The organism is Lutibacter citreus (assembly GCF_003260195.1).
In the GTDB taxonomy this organism is placed as follows: Bacteria; Bacteroidota; Bacteroidia; order Flavobacteriales; family Flavobacteriaceae; genus Lutibacter; species Lutibacter citreus.
In genome coordinates, this window is record NZ_QEIH01000006.1 from 349,679 (window position 1) to 369,502 (window position 19,824).

Genomic DNA, 19,824 nt, shown 5'->3' on the forward strand with positions numbered 1-19,824 from the left:
CAAAATGAAGATAATAAGATTAAAAGAACCTGGTATTTGGGAACAATTAAACATTGAAAAACCTACTAATAAATTATCATCTGGAAATGCACTTTTAAAAGTAAATAAAATTGGAGTTTGTGGAACCGATTTACACGCATTTAAGGGGCAACAACCATTTTTTAGCTATCCTCGAATTTTAGGACATGAATTGGCCGTTGAAGTAGTGGCAGTAGCAAATGATGTTACTAATGTTGCAGTTGGGGATAAATGTTCTGTAGAGCCATATTACAATGATATTGTTGGACAAGCTGTAAAAAGAGGTAAAACTAATTGTGGAGAACACTTACAAGTTTTAGGTGTACATGTAGATGGCGGAATGCAAGAATATTTTGAGTATCCAGCTAAATTTTTACACGTAACAAATTCTTTAACAGATGATCAATTGGCAATGATAGAACCTTTAGCTATAGGATGTCATGCTGTTGACAGAGCAAATATTAACGAAAAAGATATTGTTTTAGTAATTGGAGTAGGACCAATTGGTTTAGGTACCATTCAATTTGCACAATTAAAGGGAGCGAGAGTAATCGCAATGGATATTGATAATGCTAAACTAAAAAGATGTCAAGAAATTACTAAAGTAAAAGACACTATTAATGCTTTAGGAAATGTTGAGGAAGAATTAACAACTCTTTTAAACGGAGACTTACCTACTGTAATATTAGATGCAACTGGTAATTCAACTTCTATGATGAATACCTTTAAATATGCAGCTGCGGGTGGAACAATTGTATTTATTGGTCTTTTTATGGGAGATGTAGTTTTTCACGACCCTTCGTTTCATAAAAAAGAACTAACACTTAAATCCAGTAGAGCAGCAATGGGTGAAGATTTTGCAAGAATTATAAGATTAATTGAGTCAGGTAAAATTGACGCAACATCTTTTATTACACATCGAATGAGTTTTAATGATGTTCCTACAGAATTTGAAAAACTTTATACTCATAAAGATTTAATTAAAGCTATAATTGAATTTTAATAACAAATCAAAATCTAACTATGTCCACATCAAAAAGTATAACAACTTCAAAATATTTAGTTCCATTAATCATCATCATGTTGTTGATGTTTTTTTGGAATTTGAGTAGGAATATTAACGATGTATTAATTCCACATTTGAAGCGAGCATGTGAATTAACAGATTTTGAGTCTTCATTAGTCCAATCTGCTTTTTTTGGAGCTTATTTTATTATAGCCCTTCCGGCAGGATGGTACATTCAAAAAAAAGGATATCGTACTGGTATAATTACAGGGCTGGTAGTAGCAGCATTAGGAGCATTTTTATTTTTTCCAGCTGCAGAAACTAGAATCTATTCTTTCTTTTTAGCCGCATTATTTATAATGGCGGCAGGTTTTGCTATTTTAGAAGTAACTGCATCTCCATACATTACAAAATTGGGAGATCCTGATGGCGCTTCAAGTAGACTTAGTTTATCTGCTGCAATAGGTTCGGTAGGTGCAACTATTGCGCCCTTTCTTGCCGCAAAACTCTTGTTGCACGAAGTAGATATTGAACAAACAACCATTGATGCTTTTTCGAATGAAGAATTACAAACTTTTTTAACAGGTGAAGCAGATTTGGTTAAAGCTCCTTATTTAATATTAGGTGGTATTCTTGCCTTAATAGCAATTGTTGTACTTTTTGTTCACTTACCTGAAATTAAAGATGGCGACGGTGATTCCTCAGAAAAAAAGCCACTTAAAGATATTTTAAAGTTCAAGCATACGCTTTATGGAGTAGGCGCAGAATTCTTTTATGTAGGTGCCGAAGTTGGTATTGTTAGTTTTATCATTCGTTATGCAAAATGGTTGAATATCCCAGACTTAACCGAGCAGAATTCGGCGATATTTATTACCATATTTATGGCATTAGTATTGGCTGGTCGATTGGCAGGAGTTTATATTTTAAATATATTTAAACCAGCACGAGTTTTAGCTTTCTGTAGTATTGGTGCTTTTATTATGGTATCTATTGCTATGACAACAAGCGGCTATCTCTCTTTAGGATGCTTAGCTTCTGTGGGTTTGTTTACTTCAATAGTATATCCAATTATTTTTAGTTTGAGTATGAAAGATTTAGGTGGATATACAAAAACAGGCTCATCAGTATTTCTGTTGGGTATTGTTGGTGGTGCTATTGTTCCTCCATTAATGGGTTATATTTCTGATGTTTCTAACATTCGTTATTCGTTCATTATTCCACTAATTTGTTATGTGTACTTATTGTTTTTTGCTATTAAAGGTCATAAAGTTAATATTAAAGAAATCGCTAAAGTTTCAAATTAGATTTTATGAAATATTTAGTAAATCAATTTAGGCGTTTTACATTTTTCGTAGATACCAATTCCAAAGATACCATACATCCCTTTTTAACGAATGATGCAGTAACGTTAGGTACTTTAGGAATTCTTAATTTGGAAGGATATCAAAAGGAAAATCAATATTTTTTTATTGTAGATGTACTTCCAAACATAAACTTTTTTGATATAAAAAAAATGTTTAGAATTGGCCAAGTTCAATTAGAACCTTTAGAACGAATTTATGAATTTAAACAAAAAGAAGTTTACGCTAAAAAAGAAGGACAGTTGAAAATAATGCTAAGTGAGAACAAAAGGTTTGTTTGGACATTATTATTAAAAGAGGATCCCGAATTAATAACCGAATACAAGAAAATACATAGTATAGGGTTCGCTTGGCCAGAAATAACAGCAAATATGAAACAGGTAGGTGTTAAGGATATGGAAATATATTTAAATAATAACCAAGCCTTTTTGATAATGGACACCAAACTAGATTTTAATTTAGAAAAAGTAGGCCCTTTATGGCAGAAACTTCCACGTGAAAATGAATGGCAAGAGTACGTGGCGAAATTTCAGCGTACAAATGCAGAAAGTTCTATCCAAGAAAAATGGTTAGATATGGAAAAAATTAGCTTTTCACAATGATAGAAAATCACGTATAATATAAAATTGAAACTTATGAAAATCACATTCCATAAATTAATAATTCTTTTACTTTTTACTTCAATAGTTGCTTGTAAGGTTACTAAACCTGAAAAAGTTGAAAGCAAGGTTGAAAATAAAATCACCTATGAAGAAAACTGGGAAAGCCTTGAGCAATACAAGATTCCGCAATGGATGAAAGATGTAAAATTTGGAATTTTTATTCATTGGGGACCTAACTCAGTTGCTGAATTGTACACAGATTGGTATCCTCGTTGGATGTATTTGGATAATGGAATTATAAATCCGCAAACAGGAGAAGTAATCAATGAAAAACCGCACCCAGCTTTTGCTTATCATAAAGAAAAATTTGGCGATCAAAAAGAATTTGGATATAAAGATTTGATTCCAAAATTTACTATGGAAAAATTCAATCCAAAAGAATGGGTAAGTTTGTTTAAAGAGGCTGGTGCTCAATATGTTATTCCTGTTGCAGAACACCATGATGGTTTTGCATTGTACGGATCTAGTATTACTCCCTATAATTCAGTTGCAATGGAACCAAAAAGAGATATTTTTAAGGATTTAACTAATGAAATTAAAAAGCAAGGTTTAATTAGCGGAGCGAGTTCTCACTTGGCTTTTAACTATAATTTTTACAACCAACAAGATTATTTTGATACAGGAAATCCTAAATATGCCGATTTATATGCGCCTCCTCACCAAATGGGAGATTCTGTAAGTTCAGAATGGCTAGCAAAAACGTGGTGGCCTAGAACAAAAGAAATAATAGACAACTACCAGCCAGATATTTTATGGTTCGATTTTTATTTAGACAGACCTGAGTTTGTTCCGTATCATAAAAAGTTAGCGGCTTATTATTATAATTCAGGGAAACGCAGAGGAAAAGATGTTGTGTTGCAAACTAAAAACTTCAATTTTGAATCGTATCCAGAAGGAACACATATGTTCGATTTGGAAAGAAGTAAATCAGATAAAATTAGAAAAGAATATTGGCAAACAGATACTTCCATAGGAAAAAATTCGTGGTTTTATTCAAAAAACTGGATTCCAAAATCTGCTGAAGAATTAATTGCTGACTTGGTAGATATTGTAAGTAAAAATGGCTGTTTATTGTTGAATATTGGTCCTAAATACGACGGAACTATCCCTGAAGATCAACAAAAAACATTGCTTGAAATAGGGAAGTGGCTAAAAATTAATGGAGAAGCTATTTATGGCTCAACCTATTGGGAAGTGTTTGGTGAAGGACCAACAAAAGCAGCTCAAGGACATTTGGCTGAAAGTAAAGACAAAAAATTTACATCAGAAGATATTCGGTTTACACAAAACAATGGAAATATTTACGCTTTTGTATTAGTACCGCCAACCAACGGCGAGATTTTAATCAATTATTTGAATACTTCAAATATTAAAATTAAGTCAATTGAATTATTAGGCTATAAAGGAGAACTGAAGTTCCACCAAACTGATGAAAAACTAACAATTGAAAAGCCAGCAGATGTTGCGCTTGATTATACTTGGACTTTTAAAATCAATTAAAGGGTTAACTCCATCCTAAATCTTTAGAAAGTATTTATGAATTTGAACAGACTGAAATTTACTCAACAGAAGAAGGACAATTAAAAACAAAACTGGGCAACTTCAAAAGGTTTTTTTGGACGTCTCTTTTAGAAGAAGCTCCTGAATTAATGACTAAATTCCAGTGTGAAAGTTCAGAAAATTCTATCCAAAAAAAATATTTAGAAATGGGGCAAATTAACTTTTTACAATCATATAAAATCACCAATAATATAAATTGATATTTATGAAAATCACATTCCATAAATTAGTAATTCTTTTAATTTTGAGTTTAGTTTTTCTTTACTCTCCAATTTATTCTCAAACTACAAAATCAATAAATAGTGGTAGAGAACTCAATATTGGAAATTCACAAGAATGGTTGGTTTGGCTGGATAAAGAGGCGGAATGGCAAAACGACACCCTCTATTTACCCTATGAAGTAGCTATTGAAACCATTGGAGTTAAAGCTCCTTCTTGTGGTTGGGAAAGTGTTTATAAAAAAGGAGTTGTTACCCAGCTACCAGTTGTAGTTGAAGAACTTTTTAGTAACGGTAATCCTGAATGGAGTTATCATGGAGTAAGTTGGTTTACAACACGTGTTCATGTACCTAAAAATTGGAAAAAGAAAATTGTTCGTCTTTCCGTTGGAAAGAAAAATACACGAATTGAGATTTATGTAAATGAAAAATTGGCGGGCTACGATATCATCGCTAATACACCTTACAGTTGTGACATCACAAAATTTTTAGTACCAGGTAAGGAAAACAGCATAGCTTTTCGTATTACAAATCCAGGAGGACAAAGAGGATGGAATGATTTTCCGTTAGTGAAATGGGGTAAATACAATTTTCCTCCACAGCACGATTTTGGAGGAATAGGAGGCGATGTGAAACTGTTAGTTTCTGATAAAGTTTTTATTGAAGATATTTTTGTTAAGAATGAGTTGCCAGCAAAAGCAAATAACATTGAGATAATTGCAGAATTAAACAATCATACAAATAAAAGCATAGCGTCTAAACTAAAAATTGCTATTCAATCTAAACGCGATGGAAAAACTATTTTTACTGCTGTCTATCCAGTAGTTATAGAAGAATATAATAAGACTTTTTTTACAAAAAAAATACAAGTCCCTGATGCTGAAATGTGGAGTGTTACCAATCCTGAATTGTACACTTGCAAGCTCTCGATAGAAGCTGATAATTACAGTGATACAATGAATCAAACCTTTGGTTTTAGGGTTTTTGAGGTAAAAGCCAATGAAAACAATGAAGAAAATTATTATTTGAATGGAAAGCGATTCAGACATTCATCGGCTATAGATTGGGGATATTATGCACACCATGGTTATTATCCCACCGATACAATGGCCAAAAAAAGTGTAGAAAATGCCAAAGCTATAGGGCACAACGGCATAAACTGTCATAGAAATATGGGAGACCCTTTGTTGTTTAAAAATGCTGATGAGCTTGGCTTAGTAATTTTGGAAGAGCCAGGTGGTTTTGATCAAAGGATTAAGTTGTATAACGAAATTGGAGGTGTTTGCATTAAAACCTTCGAGGGTGAAATTATGAGATATAGGTGTCTTCGAATGGCGAAGCGCGAACGAAATCATCCTTCAGTAGTAGGATATATTCTTGCCAATGAGCGTGATATTTTCGATTTATTGAGAAAAAATACGATGCTTGACATGCATGATATCGATAACTCTAAACTTATTGTAAATCAATCTGGGGGTGTTCCTGGCGGACCATCTGGTCAAGTTCCTCATCTTCGCCCTTATGATAAGAAGTTCAGGTTGGATTATATGGACGACCATACTGTTGGATCAGATTCACGTTTTTTAGAAGTAGAACTCCTGTCACATCAGAGTGCTAACGATAGAGCTAAAAATGGTATTTTTGGTAGAATTGACCCTTCGCATCATGAAAATATTATTTATTGGGGAGAAGTACGTTGCTATACAGGTCCTGATAATTGGGTTAGATTAAAAGAACAAGCCAAAGAACTTCCACTAAACAGAAAAGGTTATAACATTTCAACAAGTTCCGTTTTGGCTACAAAAATAGAAACCTATTTTCATCAGAATAATTTATCAGAAACAGGTAGTAAAAATATATTAACTCCTTCGGATGTTAGTTTACAAGCTGGCAGGGGTCTTATGTACATAAATGGCCGCTTGGACCAAACGATTATGAGCAATAATGCTGAGGATGGATTTGCCATAAACGGATGGAGCGGCGGAGCCAGTAAACTACCTTCCGAACATGGTAAAGTAATGGAATGGTATTCTGCTATTGTTGATGAAGGTCGAAATTTAAAAGGACCTGCAGAAGATTATAAGTACTGGAATCGTCCTTTACAAGTTGCTATTTTTAGAAAGAATGGTAAGTATTTTAATCCAGGAGATACTATGCAATTTGGAGTTCACCTGATTAACGAAAGTAAACTTGAATCGGGGGAATACGAGTTTAATTTGAAGTTGAAAGATGGTAGCGGGCAATTTAGAACATCTTTATTAGATACAATTATTCAAATCAAAAGTGGAGATACTTATGCCCAAACTATAATGGAAACACTATCGGTTCAAGTTGATAAAGAATTGAAAGCCGGTTATTTAACTATACAAGGAACTGTTTTAAAGAATGATCAAGTAGTAGCGTTTGGAACTGAACAGGTTTTGCTAAAAAACAGAGCTAGCTTTAACGAAGATCTTACTGATTTACATATAGAAGTTCTAAACTGGCCTGCAGCTGAAAAAGCAGTAAAAGATGCAGGAATAGTTACGAAATCAGAAGGTGTTCAAACTTCTGAGAATAATTCAGTGCTAATTGCCGGAGACATTCCCGAAAATGAAAATATGAAAAGACTTTTGGAAAAAACTTCTAAAGGAGCAACACTACTTATTAAGTTTGATGAACAATGGGCTGAAAAACTATACCAATTAAAAATCTTAAAAACTCCAGTAAACCAATGGGGAGGTACCCAAATAGCCTATTGGCATGGAAATGGTTGGGGATATATCGATCATTTTATTGGTGATCAGGTCATACCTTCAAAAAGCACAATAGGTACAAATGGTTGGGAGGTTCCGGGTAATCCAAAAGGATTCTACCCTTTTGAAACTAATTATCCGCAAAAAGCTTACGGTGCTTGGCTTGCAAGACCAGATAAGCTTTTAGTATTGATGGGAGAAATTAGTTATGGTAAAGGAAAAATTATACTTCATCCTTCATACAACATTGACGCTGAAAATGCTTTTAACGATTTGCTTTTTTTTAATATTTTAAAATCTGGTCATACGAAATAGAAAAAATATGAAAAAAATTATTAATGTTACGGGAATAATGATGCTCCTTTGTGTAATTCAATTATCAGCACAAACTAGCCTCCCGCATTTTTTTAGCGATAATATGGTATTGCAACAAAACGATACTATTTCTATTTGGGGCATGGATAAGTCCAAAACAAATATTACTATAAAAACTTCGTGGGGAGAAGAAGGAAATACTAAAACTAGCAAAAATGGTAAATGGCTGATAAAGCTAATTACTCCAGTAGCTGACAACAAAGAACATGAAATTATAATACAAGGGTCAAGCACTGCGACCATTAAAAATGTGATGTTGGGCGAAGTTTGGTTTGCAAGTGGGCAATCTAACATGACCATGCTAGTTAAGGGTGGATTTAATCAGCCCCTATCAGGGAGCAACGATGCTATCTTGCATTCAAATAATAGGCGTATTCGTATGTGGACATCAGATTTGGTAACAGCTAATAAACCAAATGATAATATTGGTGGTTCATGGGAAGTGGCGAATGTTAAGAATACGCCTAACTTTAGTGCTGTAGGTTATTTTTTTGCTGAAAAATTAGAGCGCGTTCTAGATGTTCCTGTAGGTATTGTTTTGTCTGGTTGGGGCGGAACACCAATTGAATCTTGGATGGACAAAGAGAGCCTAGAGTCGTATCCTGAATATTCATACCATACCAATTCTGACACGCTAAGATTTCGACAGCCATCAGTACTTTGGAACTCCATGATTCATCCGTTTTTGGGTTTGAAGGTAAAAGGGATGTTGTGGTACCAAGGCGAATCAAATTGGGAACACCCTTTTGAATACGCAGAATTATTTCCAAAGATGATTAATACATGGAGAAACCAATGGGGAGATGGAGATATTCCATTCTATTATGTTCAGGTTTCACCGAAAGATCGTTCAGATGTAAACACAGCCTTTCTTCTCGAGGCACAGGAAAAAACAATGGACGTGACAAAACACACAGGTATGGTGGTTATTCATGATATTGGCGAATGCTGGCAAATTCACCCACGAGAAAAACAAACTATTGGCAAACGTTTGGCTTATTGGGCATTTTCAAAGGATTATGGAATTGAGAATATTGGATATCAAAGTCCTCGCTATAAATCAATGACTGAAGATGCAGAAGGTCGACTCCTGCTGGATTTTGAAGCTGATGCGGGAGGGTTAAGTACGTTTGACAAAGAACTTACTGGGTTTCAGGTGGCAGGATCTGACAGGATCTTTTACAATGCAAAGGCTCATATTAAATGGAATACTTCAAAAGTTATAGTTTGGAGCGAAAAAGTAAAAAAACCTATTGCAGCGAGTTATTTGTTTGACGACTGTGGTGAAACAACTCTTTTCAGTGGAGCTGGACTTCCGGTTGGATCATTTAGAACTGATGATTGGCCTGATGAAATTTTATATAAATAATAAATAAAAGTTGAAAACACATGAAATATAATTTAGTAACACTATCTATTTTTCTTTTGTGCCTGAATATAATGGCACAAAACAAACAGCCAAATATCATTTTTATCATGTCTGATGACCATGCGGCACAAGCAATTGGCGCATATGGTAGTAGATTGGCTAATTTGGGATTAACCCCTAATATTGATAAATTGGCACAGGAAGGTATCCGATTTGAAAATGCATATTGTAACAATTCCATTTGCACACCGAGTCGAGCCTCCATTATTACTGGTCAATACTCACAAACCAATGGTGTATTGGATTTAGATATCTCATTGGATACTGCCAAACAGTATCTTCCAATAGAGTTGAAAAAATTAGGGTACACTACTGCTATTATTGGAAAATGGCATTTACACAATGAGCCAGTAGCTTTTGATTACTATAAGATTTTACCTGGACAGGGAGAATATTTTAATCCAAATTTCCATGAAAAAGGGCAAGGAAAATGGCCCAATAACATTGTAAAATCGGAAGGTCATTCAACAGATGTTATTACAGATTTAACCATTAATTACCTCAAAAATTTAGACAAATCAAAACCGTTTTTTCTGATGCATCATTACAAAGCACCTCATGATATGTTTGAGTATGCACCAAGATATGAGGACTTTTTAGCTGAAACGGAAATTCCGGAACCGGCTAGTTTATATTATCAGCCAAATTGGGGGTCAGAAGCCACCAGAGGGAAGAATGATTCACTCATAAATTATATAGGCACATCCATTTCTGATCGCCATAAAGATAGAAATTACAATAAACTATTCCATAAAGACACACTCAGTGGTAAGGAATCTGCTCATCTTGGTTATCAAACCTATATGAAAAGATACCTTCGCTGTGTAAAAGGAGTTGATGACAATTTAGGACGATTATTTGAATATTTGAAGTCGGAAGGTCTCTGGGATAATACGATAATTATATATACAGGAGATCAGGGGATGATGTTAGGTGAGCATGATTTGCAAGATAAACGATGGATGTATGATGAAGCCATGAGAATGCCATACATCATGCATTATCCTAAAATGATTAAGCCAGGTTTGGTCTCGGATCTTTTAATTAATAATACAGATTACGCGCCAACTATAATTGAGTTAGCAGGAGGTAAAACACCTAGTTATATGCAAGGGCGAAGCTTTATAAACACCCTTAAAAGTAAAGAAGAAAAAGACTGGAGAATAGCAACCTACTACCGTTATTGGATGCATATGATCCATCATTGGGTTCCAGCGCATTTTGGTATTCGAACTAAAGATTACAAATTGATTTTTTACTATGGTAAGCACTATCTGCCTTCAACAGAATTTAAAAATCATTATTGGGGAAAAACTTCGAAAGATAGTTTAAGGGTGCAATCTCAAACGCCTCCAGCATGGGAGTTTTATAATCTCAAAAATGACCCAGAAGAATTAAACAACAGATACTATGACCCTGAGTACCAAGGTATCATAACTCAACTTAAGGAAGAGTTAAAAAAACAAAGGATAGAGTTGAATGAAACGGATAATAAATATCCTGAGACTCAGAAAATTGTAAATAAATATTGGAATAATTGAATGGTTGGTGGGCTGGAATTTACACCTATAATAGGGATAGTATTGTTGTTCCTGCCCGTGGTATTTATGCCCGTCATGTAAGAGGGTTGAAATTAGATAATGTAAAAATATCTACAAGAACCCCAGATGAGAGGTTACCGATTGTAATTGTTGATGGCGACTGTTACGTATAACAAATTTAAATTTATAAAAATGGAACAAATAATATTTATAATATTATCTTTTTTTTTTAAAAAACAAGTTGTAAACAAAGTAACTGAATAATTTATTTTTGTTATGGGTAGTTATTTAAAGTTCTTTTTTAGGGCGTAGGCAAATTAATTTTGATAAAAATTAAAATAATGATAAACAATTATGAACATTCTATTTTAGATGAAAAAGTTAATTTTAGATTTGATGGATGGTTTAAAATAAGAAAAAATCACTTACAAGAAACTTCTATTATATGGATAAAAAATGATAAAATGATGTTTGATGATGGCATATATAATTCAAAAACACCAATAATGTTTTTTTAAAAATTAGTTGTAACCTTTTTAATATATAAGTATTTCAACAAAATAAAATGTATGAAACAATTGACTCCAACACAACAACTTACAATCATTATAGGATTATTAGTATTAACTCAATCATGTACTCATTCAGAATCTAGGTTAGAAAAAAAACCAAACGTTATTTTAATAATGACAGATGATCAAGGTTATGGAGACTTGGCTTGTCATGGTAATCCAATTATTAAAACTCCAAACTTGGATGATTTCTATTCTGAAAGTATCCGGTTCACAGATTTTCATGTAAATGCTTTTTGTGCACCCACAAGAGCCGCGTTAATGACAGGTCGCATGTCAGATCGGACTCATGTTCGTTCAACAGTATATTCTCGTAATCACTTAAATAGGGAAGAGACTACAATGGCCGAGTTTTTTAAGGCTTCCGGTTACCATACTGGTCTTTTTGGAAAGTGGCATTTAGGGAGAAACTATCCTTATCGTCCTATTGATAGAGGCTTTGAACAATGGGTTGGTCATGGTGATGGAGGAACGGGAACAGCAAGTGATTATTGGGATAATGACAAAATGAATGACACCTATATTCGTAATGGAAAATGGGAGAAATTAGAAGGTTTTGGGAATGATATTTTTTTTAATGAAGCACTAAATTTTATATCCAAAAATAAAGATGAATCTTTTTTTGTATACTTAGCAACTAATATCCCTCATGCACCTTGGAACATTCAAAATGAATGGAGTAAAACCTATAAAAATATAGACAGAAAAAACCCTAATTGGGAATCTGAAATGGATTTTTTATCTACAATTTCTCAGTTTGATAAAAACTTTGGTAAACTCAAGGAATTTTTAAGTACCAATAAATTAGATGAAAATACGATCATTTTATTTTTAACCGATAATGGAACTGTTGCAGGTGATGTCATTTATAATGCAGGAATGAAAGGAAAAAAGGGTTGGCTTTATGAGGGAGGACATAGAGTTCCCTTATTTATACATTGGCCCGCCGGAAAAATGAATGAACCAATGGATATTGACCAACTCACATCACATATTGATATTCTACCTACTTTAATTGATTTATGTGATTTAAAAACACCTGATCAAGGACATCTTAAATTTGATGGAAGAAGTTTAGTTCCTTTAATCAAAAAAGAAAAACCTGAGTGGGAAAAACGTGTGTTATTTCAACATTCACAGAATACAAGTGAAAATTACATTAAATGGAAAAATAGTCTTGTTTATACAGAAGGTTGGCGACTTTTAGGCAAGAATGAACTTTATAACATTAAAACGGATCCAGAGCAAGAAAACAACCTAGCTGATCAGTATCCAGAAATCGTCCAAGAATTATCAAAAAAATATGACGCTTTTTGGGAAGAAATACAGATTGCAAATAATCCATACCCTCGTCCAATAATTGGTTCCGGGTATGATGAGGAAACATGGTTAACATGTGATGCCTGGATTCTTGATGATCCAAATATTCCAACATGGGATCAATCACATGTTTTAAGTGCAGTTAAAAATAATGGACTATGGCCTATTGAAATTGCTTCTGAAGGGGAATATCAATTTGATGTAAGGCGATGGCCAAAAGAAATTGACCATCCTATTTCAGCGGCACTTTCCGCAAAAAATAGTGGTGACATTTTTAGTCGAGGGAAACCAGTGATAAGAAAAAAAGGAATAGCAATTCCAGCAGTTAAAGTACGTTTGGAAATTGGAGAGAAAAAACTGGAAATAAAAATTAAAGACATAGATAATAGTGCGGTATTTAACGTGCAATTGCCAGCAGGACCAACTAACGTAAAGGCATGGTTGATTGATATTGATGGAAACGAACAAGGGGCATATTACATTTACGTTAGCAAAACAAAAACTTAAATATATTTAATGATATATTAAAGCTATTTTAAAACCTCACGTTTATAGAATTAGTTTAAAATAATTAAGAAATAGAGAATGAAGACATTACGAATAAAATTAACTTTTTTATTGCTGAGTTGCTTGCTATTTGTTTCAAACAATTTCGGACAATCGGCTCCCGAAACATTTAAAAACCCAATTCTACCAGGTTTCTATCCCGACCCATCCATTTGTCGTGTTGGAGATACGTATTATATGGTGAATTCTAGCTTTGAATGGTATCCAGGATTGCCTATTCATAAAAGTAAAGATTTAGTGAATTGGGAAAAAATTGGGCACGGTTTACATCGTTCTAATCAAATAATGTATAAAGATGGTCTAAAAAATTCCAATGGAATATTTGCTCCAAGCATTCGATACCATAAAGGAACATTTTACATTATTACAACTATGGTAGGACAAAAAGGTAATTTTATAATTACTGCAAAAAATCCTGTGGGACCTTGGAGTGACCTAATGTGGATAAAAGATGCTCCTGGAATTGACCCTTCTCTCTTTTGGGATGAAGATGGTAAATGTTATTATACTGGAGCAGGTATTATTGACGGAACAAATAGAGAATGGCCAGGTAAAAATGGAATTTGGATGCAGGAAATTAATCCTAATAAAGGAATTTTATTAGGGGAGCCAAAACAATTAACTTATGGTCATGCATCAAATGCTCGTTGGGCTGAAGGACCACATTTGTATAAAAATAGATGGAGAGTATGTGTTGTTGATTGGAGAAGGAGGAACGAGTGAATTTCATGCTGTAACCATTTTTAATAGTAAAAACCTTTGGGGACCTTATATTCCGAATCATGCAAATCCAATAATGACCCATCGTCATTTAGGTTATACGTATCCAATTATTCAAACCGGACATGCAGATTTAGTTCAAACTCAAAATGGAGATTGGTGGTCGGTTATGTTAGCAAAACGACCAGTTGATGGGTATTCAATTTTGGCACGTGAAACATTTTTGGCTAAGGTGGAAATGACAAAACAAGAAAGTGGTATCACTCCAATTTACAATCCTGGAAAAGGGTTGCTTCAAATTGAACAAAAAAGACCTAATTTACCTTGGACTCCTGTACCTCAACTTAAAACTATAGATGAATTTGATTCTGAAAACATAGATTTAGAGTGGAATTGTCTTAGAAATTATAAAACTCCTTGGTTTAAACAAGTAAATGGTAAAATGGAAATCAACCTACGTCCACAAACTGTAAATGAGTGGAAAAATCCATCATACCTAGCTAAAAGGGTTAAATCTCATAATTTTGAAGTGACAACGAAAATGGAGTTCTCTTCAAAAAAAGAAAATGAAAAAGCAGGTTTAGTAATGTATCGTAAATCTTCAATTCACTATCAATTACTTAAAGAAAAGAATAATGTGGTCTTGATAAAAACAATTGCAACAAAAGTGAATGCTGAAAAAGGAATTAGTGAAATAGTTGCAAGAAAGCCCTATAAAGAGAAGGAAGTAATTTTAAAAATTGTAGGCAAAGGCATCAATGCAAAATTCTATTTTGGTGCAGAAAAGAATAGCCTACAGCAAATTGGAAATACACAAGACTTATCTAACTTTGGAGATGAAATTGCTTGGGGATTTAATGGAACCTATGTGGGAATGTACGCTACATCATTGGGTGAAAAAAGCAAAAAGAAGGCTTTATTTAATTGGTTTGAGTATAAAAATTTAAAGTAGAATTATTAATCAGATTTTTATCTTCAAAACACAAATTGTTGTATTCTTAACAACAAATAAACTAAAGAACACTATTTTTACTGCTTCAAATTAATATATGGATTTTTCAAAAGTAAAATTAGTAGTAACAGATATGGATGGAACTTTACTAAACTCTAAAAGTGAAGTGAGTTCTAAATTCTTGAATATTTACAATGAATTAAAAAAACTTGACATTAAGTTTATTGCCGCAAGTGGCAGACAGTATTTTAGTATAGTTGACCGGTTTGATAAAAGTATTCAAAATGAAATAACAATTATTGCTGAAAATGGTGCTTTTGCAATGCTTGGAGATCAAGAATTGTTTACTTTAAGTTTACCGTCAGAATATATTCTAAAAAGCATTAATTCTTTACGAGAACTAGAGAATGTTTATATTGTTTTATGTGGAAAAAAATGTGCTTATATTGAAACCAAAGATGAGAAATTCATTAATATGTTTAAAAATTACTATTCTGAATACACAATAGTAAATGATTTAACCAAGGTTAAAAACGATACATTCTTTAAAATAGCTGCTTTTCATTTTAAATGTTCTGAAACTCATATTTATCCTGCTGTTAAACATTTTGAAAACGACTTACAAGTTATAGTTTCAGGAGAAAATTGGTTAGATATTTCTCATTCTAATGCAAATAAAGGTTACGCTTTAAATATTTTTCAAAACGATTTAAATATTTCTAAAGAAGAAACTATGGTTTTTGGAGATTACAACAACGATTTAAAAATGATTGAGCTTGCAGATTTTAGTTATGCTATGGAAAATGCTCACACTAATGTTAAAACGGCTGCAAAATTTCAAACAAAAAATAATGATGAGCAAGGTGTTGAATTCATACTTGAACAGGTTATAAATTCTAGAAAATAAAACATTCTATTTCCTATTTTAAGCTGTCATGCTAAACTTGATTCAGCATCGCATAAACTGGATGAGACTCTGAATCAAGTTCAGAATGACAAAAAAATCCTTAGATTAAAAAGTTTTTTTAAACTCCTCAAGAATATTTTGAGCTGCTTTAACAGGTGAAATCTTTGCAGAAACAATATCTTTTTCAAGTACTTTTAATTGGCTTGAAATCTCTTTAGAGCCATAAAACAAGTTTTTCAACTCTTCATTAATATTGTTGTACATCCAATCTATTTGTTGATGATTTCTATTCTTTACAAAATAGCCATTTTCATCAACCAACTCTTTAAAGTTTTCAACTTCATCCCAAACATTATCAATCCCAATACCTTTTATTGCTGAAGCCGTACTCACTACCGGGCTCCAACCAGATTCAGACAAGGGAAATATATGCAATGCATTTTGATATTGTAAACGAGCCATTTCACTCATACGAACATTATCACCATCAGCTTTATTTATAACAACCATATCGGCCATTTCCATAATACCTTTCTTAATTCCTTGTAGTTCATCACCTGCTCCTGAAAGCATTAATAACAAAAAGAAATCCGTCATACCGTGTACAGCTGTTTCTGACTGCCCTACTCCAACTGTTTCTATTAATATAACATCATAGCCGTTAGCTTCACAAAGCAGCATTGTTTCGCCCGTTTTATTGGCAACACCACCTAGTGTATCTCCAGATGCAGATGGACGAATATAAGCTTCCTGCATATTTGCCAATTCTTCCATTCTGGTTTTATCACCTAAAATACTTCCTTTAGAACGTTGGCTACTTGGATCAATAGATAAAATAGCTACTCTTTTACCTTTGCTTACTAAATGTTTACCAAAAGCTTCAATAAAAGTACTTTTACCAACTCCTGGTACTCCTGTGATTCCAATTCTAATAGATTTACCTGAATACGGTAAAATTTCTTGAATTATTTCTTTTGCAAGAACCTTATCGCTTTCTAAATTACTTTCAACAATAGTAATTGCTCTTGATAAAAGAACTCTATCTCCATTTAAAACTCCTTTAATATATGCAGCAGGTGTTAACCTTCCTTTTGGCTTGTAATTTTTCATTAAATCTAAAGTGTAATAGCTAATTATACATTAACTTATTCTATACTATTTACCTTCAACAAAGATACACATCTTTACAAAAAGCTTTAAATTTTAACTAGTTTGTTTAACAATAAAATTAATGTAGAATTATTTTCTGCTACCAAATATTCTTAATAAGAACAAGAATAGATTAATAAAATCAAGATAAAGAGATAAGGCACCTAAAATGGCACTTTTCTCCATACTATCTTCATTTTGAAAACCATTAATAGCAATTCTTTTTAATTTTTGAGTATCGTAAGCAACTAGACCTACAAAAATTAAAACACCTAAATAAGTAATTATCCAATACATCATTGTGCTTTGCATAAACATATTTACTACTGAAGCTATTATTATTCCTATTAAAGCCATTATAGCAATGTTTCCTAATTTTGTAAGGTCTCTTTTTGTGTAATATCCAAACAAACTCATTGCACCAAATGTACCTGCCGTAATTATAAATGTTGAAGTTATTGATGCTGATGTATAAACCATAAATACAAACGACATTGTTAATCCATTTAAAGCGGCATAAAGAATATATAATGCAATTGCTGTACTTGTAGTTAGTTTATTTATCCTTGCAGAAATGTACATAACCAACCCTATTTCACCTAATAAAAGGCCGTAAAATAAAATTTTATTTCCGAATATTAATTGAATTAATTGTTCCGAACCTGATACAAAATAAGCAGCTACACCAGTTATTAGCAAGGCAATTGCCATCCAATTATAAACCTTAGTTAAGTATACTGAAATACTATGACTAACATCTAATTCTTTCTGGCTAAAATTTGTATTTGATAAATGATTTTCCATGAGGTGTTTTTAAAATTTATTTACAAAATTAAAACTCTAAATCAATAAGTAAAGTATTTATTTAATAATCTTTCTATTTTAATTTTTTAATTCGTTCTAAACACTGAAAATACCATTAAAAATCTAAATTTATTCATATTTAAAAAAGTAATTAAACTCTCCAATATTAATTTTAACTTTCAGAAAATAAAATTTGCTAGGTTATGCTTGTAAGAATTATTCTTAGCACTCGTCAAAAGCTATATTAAAATTTAAATATGATGGACAATTTAATTGAAAACAGCATTAACAAAGCGATAACATATACAGAATATAGAAACTTGGTAAAGCATTTATTATCTGAAGGTAAGTCTACAGGAAATATTCAAAATGATGATATGCTTAATTACAGCACACTTAATGATAAAAGAATGGATAGGCTTGATAAAAAGCTGAAGTTGAATGAAGAAACAGAAAAATTTATTAATAATTTAGATAAAAATGTTACCCTCTTAACAATTGCAGAAGGTTGGTGTGGAGACGCTGCTCAAATATTACCAATGATAAATCACATATCTAAAAATTCAACTAAAATTGATTTAAAAATTGTATTAAGAGATGAAAATGATGATTTAATAAATAAATTTTTAACTAATGGAGGCAAAGCAATTCCTAAACTAATAGTTCTTGATGAAAATAAAAACGTAATCGATTCTTGGGGACCAAGACCTTCTATTGCCACTAAAATGGTAAATGACTTTAAAGAAAAAAATGGAGGGCTTAATGCTGAATTCAAAAAAGATTTACAAATTTGGTATAATAAAGACAAAGGAAATAACACTCAAAATGATATCCTTGAATTATTAAAAACTACTTAAGCTTTAGCTCAATTTATTTAAATACCTTTGTCACTTAAACAATAAGTAATGATCGTAGATTACAAGGATATTCCTAAATGGGGGAAATTGTGGATTTTCCCATCAAATAGAAAATTTTATGCGCAAGAAATTCCTGAAATAAAGGAAGCTATTGAAGATTTTTTAAATAAATGGACACATAATGGGCAATCTTTAAACTGTGCTTATAAGTTTAAATACGATAGATTTATTATTGTAACTGTTGATGATTCTCAAATTAGTTTAAGCCTAGAATCTCATGATAAATTAGCTGCTTTTATTCTTAAACTTGAGAAAAAATATGAAGTTGTGTTGTTAGACAGAATTAATGTTTGTTATAAACAAGGTGAATTTGTGCAGTATAAAGATGTAGTTGAATTTAAAAAAATGATGAAAAGCAAAGGTGTTTCACCAAAAACCACCGTTTTTAACAACATGATAACTACCAAAGGCGAATTATCTAATGATTGGGAAATAAATATTATGGATAGTTGGTTAGGACGTTTTCTACAAAAATGACATTCCCAAACCAAAGGATAAACTGTTTAATTTTCCATTTTTAAAATTGGCTATTTTCTTTTGGTGAAAGTCCATATTAATAATAACACTATAATTTTTCATTGTTGAAATATAGTATCCAATTCCTGCTGTATAATATTTACCTCGGTCAAAGGCTCTGCTAATTTTTAATAATTTACCAACTCCTGCAGTAAAATAAAACTTATCGTCATCCATTTGAAAAATAGCAATTTTAGAATTTAAATAATAAGGAATTGCTAATACCTCTAAATCTGGATGCCAGTCAAAACCTAAATTAATTCCGGCAGTTAAAAAACTAGTTACATTTACATCAATTCCGTTGCGTAAGATAATGGCTCTTGGAGCTAATAAAGACCAATCAACCTCATCATAATACTCATCGTATTCACCAAAACTTTCATTGGTTGTAAAAGTTGTATTAATAGTGAAATAATAATTAAAATTATTTTGTGAATATGAAATTAAACAGAAAAAAAGTGAAATAATTAGAATATATCTCTTCATAAAATTTAT

The 19,824-nt window shown here is 32.3% G+C and carries 18 protein-coding genes; 15 read left to right on the top strand and 3 right to left on the bottom strand.

From position 1 onward, the window contains the following. Nucleotides 1-4: 4 nt before the first annotated feature. From DAD81_RS14375 to DAD81_RS14420, 13 genes are all read left to right on the top strand, one after another. On the top strand, nt 5-1,021 hold the full coding sequence (locus DAD81_RS14375) for a zinc-binding alcohol dehydrogenase family protein (protein ID WP_111708975.1): 1,017 nt from the start codon (nt 5-7) through the stop codon (nt 1,019-1,021). 20 nt (nt 1,022-1,041) lie between these two features. After that, on the top strand, nt 1,042-2,328 hold the full coding sequence (fucP, locus tag DAD81_RS14380) for an L-fucose:H+ symporter permease (RefSeq protein ID WP_111708976.1): 1,287 nt from the start codon (nt 1,042-1,044) through the stop codon (nt 2,326-2,328). A 5-nt stretch (nt 2,329-2,333) separates the two neighbouring features. After that, a complete protein-coding gene (locus DAD81_RS14385; RefSeq protein ID WP_111708977.1) occupies nt 2,334-2,987 on the top strand; it encodes an L-rhamnose mutarotase in 654 nt (217 codons plus the stop codon). 33 nt (nt 2,988-3,020) lie between these two features. Next, on the top strand, nt 3,021-4,547 hold the full coding sequence (locus tag DAD81_RS14390; RefSeq protein ID WP_111708978.1) for an alpha-L-fucosidase: 1,527 nt from the start codon (nt 3,021-3,023) through the stop codon (nt 4,545-4,547). A gap of 265 nt (nt 4,548-4,812) precedes the next feature. Beyond that, nucleotides 4,813-7,875 carry a sugar-binding domain-containing protein gene (locus tag DAD81_RS14395; RefSeq protein WP_111708979.1) on the top strand — a complete coding sequence of 1,021 codons (3,063 nt, stop codon included), beginning with the start codon at nt 4,813-4,815 and terminating at the stop codon, nt 7,873-7,875. A 313-nt stretch (nt 7,876-8,188) separates the two neighbouring features. Continuing rightward, nucleotides 8,189-9,304, top strand: coding sequence for a sialate O-acetylesterase (locus DAD81_RS14400; RefSeq protein ID WP_262511280.1), 1,116 nt, complete (start codon nt 8,189-8,191; stop codon nt 9,302-9,304). A 71-nt stretch (nt 9,305-9,375) separates the two neighbouring features. Further along, entirely contained in the window at nt 9,376-10,905 is a 1,530-nt protein-coding gene (locus DAD81_RS14405; RefSeq protein WP_262511281.1) for a sulfatase family protein, read from the top strand. Beyond that, nucleotides 10,902-11,078 (top strand): hypothetical protein, encoded by a 177-nt coding sequence (locus DAD81_RS20730; RefSeq protein ID WP_157961143.1) that lies wholly within the window; start codon nt 10,902-10,904, stop codon nt 11,076-11,078. The genes DAD81_RS14405 and DAD81_RS20730 overlap by 4 nt, the downstream gene beginning before the upstream one ends. Before the next feature lie 168 nt (nt 11,079-11,246). Then, nucleotides 11,247-11,423: a hypothetical protein gene (locus DAD81_RS20735; RefSeq protein ID WP_157961144.1), complete on the top strand. Its 177-nt coding sequence runs from the start codon at nt 11,247-11,249 to the stop codon at nt 11,421-11,423. 51 nt (nt 11,424-11,474) lie between these two features. Then, complete coding sequence (locus DAD81_RS14410) at nt 11,475-13,304, top strand: arylsulfatase (RefSeq protein WP_111708982.1); 1,830 nt, start codon at nt 11,475-11,477, stop codon at nt 13,302-13,304. Between the two features lie 78 nt (nt 13,305-13,382). Continuing rightward, the gene (locus DAD81_RS20895) at nt 13,383-14,087 is read left to right on the top strand and encodes a family 43 glycosylhydrolase (RefSeq protein ID WP_218939721.1); all 705 of its coding nucleotides are present in this window, start codon (nt 13,383-13,385) and stop codon (nt 14,085-14,087) included. Further along, the gene (locus tag DAD81_RS20900) at nt 13,990-15,036 is read left to right on the top strand and encodes a beta-xylosidase family glycoside hydrolase (RefSeq protein WP_218939722.1); all 1,047 of its coding nucleotides are present in this window, start codon (nt 13,990-13,992) and stop codon (nt 15,034-15,036) included. Before DAD81_RS20895 ends, DAD81_RS20900 begins: the two co-directional genes overlap by 98 nt. A 97-nt stretch (nt 15,037-15,133) precedes the next feature. Beyond that, a complete protein-coding gene (locus DAD81_RS14420) occupies nt 15,134-15,943 on the top strand; it encodes an HAD family hydrolase (RefSeq protein ID WP_111708983.1) in 810 nt (269 codons plus the stop codon). 105 nt (nt 15,944-16,048) lie between these two features. Here DAD81_RS14420 and meaB read toward each other — a convergent pair whose 3' ends face one another. Then, complete coding sequence (gene meaB / locus DAD81_RS14425) at nt 16,049-17,053, bottom strand: methylmalonyl Co-A mutase-associated GTPase MeaB (protein ID WP_111708984.1); 1,005 nt, start codon at nt 17,051-17,053, stop codon at nt 16,049-16,051. Between the two features lie 129 nt (nt 17,054-17,182). Then, complete coding sequence (locus DAD81_RS14430) at nt 17,183-17,896, bottom strand: Bax inhibitor-1/YccA family protein (RefSeq protein WP_111708985.1); 714 nt, start codon at nt 17,894-17,896, stop codon at nt 17,183-17,185. 260 nt (nt 17,897-18,156) lie between these two features. Here DAD81_RS14430 and DAD81_RS14435 point away from each other — a divergent pair, with 260 nt between their 5' ends. After that, nucleotides 18,157-18,753 carry a thioredoxin family protein gene (locus DAD81_RS14435; protein ID WP_111708986.1) on the top strand — a complete coding sequence of 199 codons (597 nt, stop codon included), beginning with the start codon at nt 18,157-18,159 and terminating at the stop codon, nt 18,751-18,753. 48 nt (nt 18,754-18,801) lie between these two features. Then, complete coding sequence (locus DAD81_RS14440) at nt 18,802-19,290, top strand: ABC transporter ATPase (protein WP_111708987.1); 489 nt, start codon at nt 18,802-18,804, stop codon at nt 19,288-19,290. Here the strand turns inward: DAD81_RS14440 and DAD81_RS14445 are convergent. Beyond that, complete coding sequence (locus DAD81_RS14445) at nt 19,279-19,815, bottom strand: hypothetical protein (RefSeq protein WP_111708988.1); 537 nt, start codon at nt 19,813-19,815, stop codon at nt 19,279-19,281. The genes DAD81_RS14440 and DAD81_RS14445 overlap by 12 nt on opposite strands. Between the last annotated feature and the right edge of the window lie 9 nt (nt 19,816-19,824).

Bases quoted from the DNA above. Each gene is read 5' to 3' on its own strand.
- DAD81_RS14375 (WP_111708975.1), top strand. From the start codon at position 5: ATGAAGATAATAAGATTAAAAGAACCTGGTATTTGGGAACAATTAAAC.
- fucP (WP_111708976.1), top strand. From the start codon at position 1,042: ATGTCCACATCAAAAAGTATAACAACTTCAAAATATTTAGTTCCATTA.
- DAD81_RS14385 (WP_111708977.1), top strand. From the start codon at position 2,334: ATGAAATATTTAGTAAATCAATTTAGGCGTTTTACATTTTTCGTAGAT.
- DAD81_RS14390 (WP_111708978.1), top strand. From the start codon at position 3,021: ATGAAAATCACATTCCATAAATTAATAATTCTTTTACTTTTTACTTCA.
- DAD81_RS14395 (WP_111708979.1), top strand. From the start codon at position 4,813: ATGAAAATCACATTCCATAAATTAGTAATTCTTTTAATTTTGAGTTTA.
- DAD81_RS14400 (WP_262511280.1), top strand. From the start codon at position 8,189: ATGTTGGGCGAAGTTTGGTTTGCAAGTGGGCAATCTAACATGACCATG.
- DAD81_RS14405 (WP_262511281.1), top strand. From the start codon at position 9,376: ATGGCACAAAACAAACAGCCAAATATCATTTTTATCATGTCTGATGAC.
- DAD81_RS20735 (WP_157961144.1), top strand. From the start codon at position 11,247: ATGATAAACAATTATGAACATTCTATTTTAGATGAAAAAGTTAATTTT.
- DAD81_RS14410 (WP_111708982.1), top strand. From the start codon at position 11,475: ATGAAACAATTGACTCCAACACAACAACTTACAATCATTATAGGATTA.
- DAD81_RS20895 (WP_218939721.1), top strand. From the start codon at position 13,383: ATGAAGACATTACGAATAAAATTAACTTTTTTATTGCTGAGTTGCTTG.
- DAD81_RS20900 (WP_218939722.1), top strand. From the start codon at position 13,990: ATGGTCATGCATCAAATGCTCGTTGGGCTGAAGGACCACATTTGTATA.
- DAD81_RS14420 (WP_111708983.1), top strand. From the start codon at position 15,134: ATGGATTTTTCAAAAGTAAAATTAGTAGTAACAGATATGGATGGAACT.
- meaB (WP_111708984.1), bottom strand. From the start codon at position 17,053: ATGAAAAATTACAAGCCAAAAGGAAGGTTAACACCTGCTGCATATATT.
- DAD81_RS14430 (WP_111708985.1), bottom strand. From the start codon at position 17,896: ATGGAAAATCATTTATCAAATACAAATTTTAGCCAGAAAGAATTAGAT.
- DAD81_RS14435 (WP_111708986.1), top strand. From the start codon at position 18,157: ATGGACAATTTAATTGAAAACAGCATTAACAAAGCGATAACATATACA.
- DAD81_RS14440 (WP_111708987.1), top strand. From the start codon at position 18,802: ATGATCGTAGATTACAAGGATATTCCTAAATGGGGGAAATTGTGGATT.
- DAD81_RS14445 (WP_111708988.1), bottom strand. From the start codon at position 19,815: ATGAAGAGATATATTCTAATTATTTCACTTTTTTTCTGTTTAATTTCA.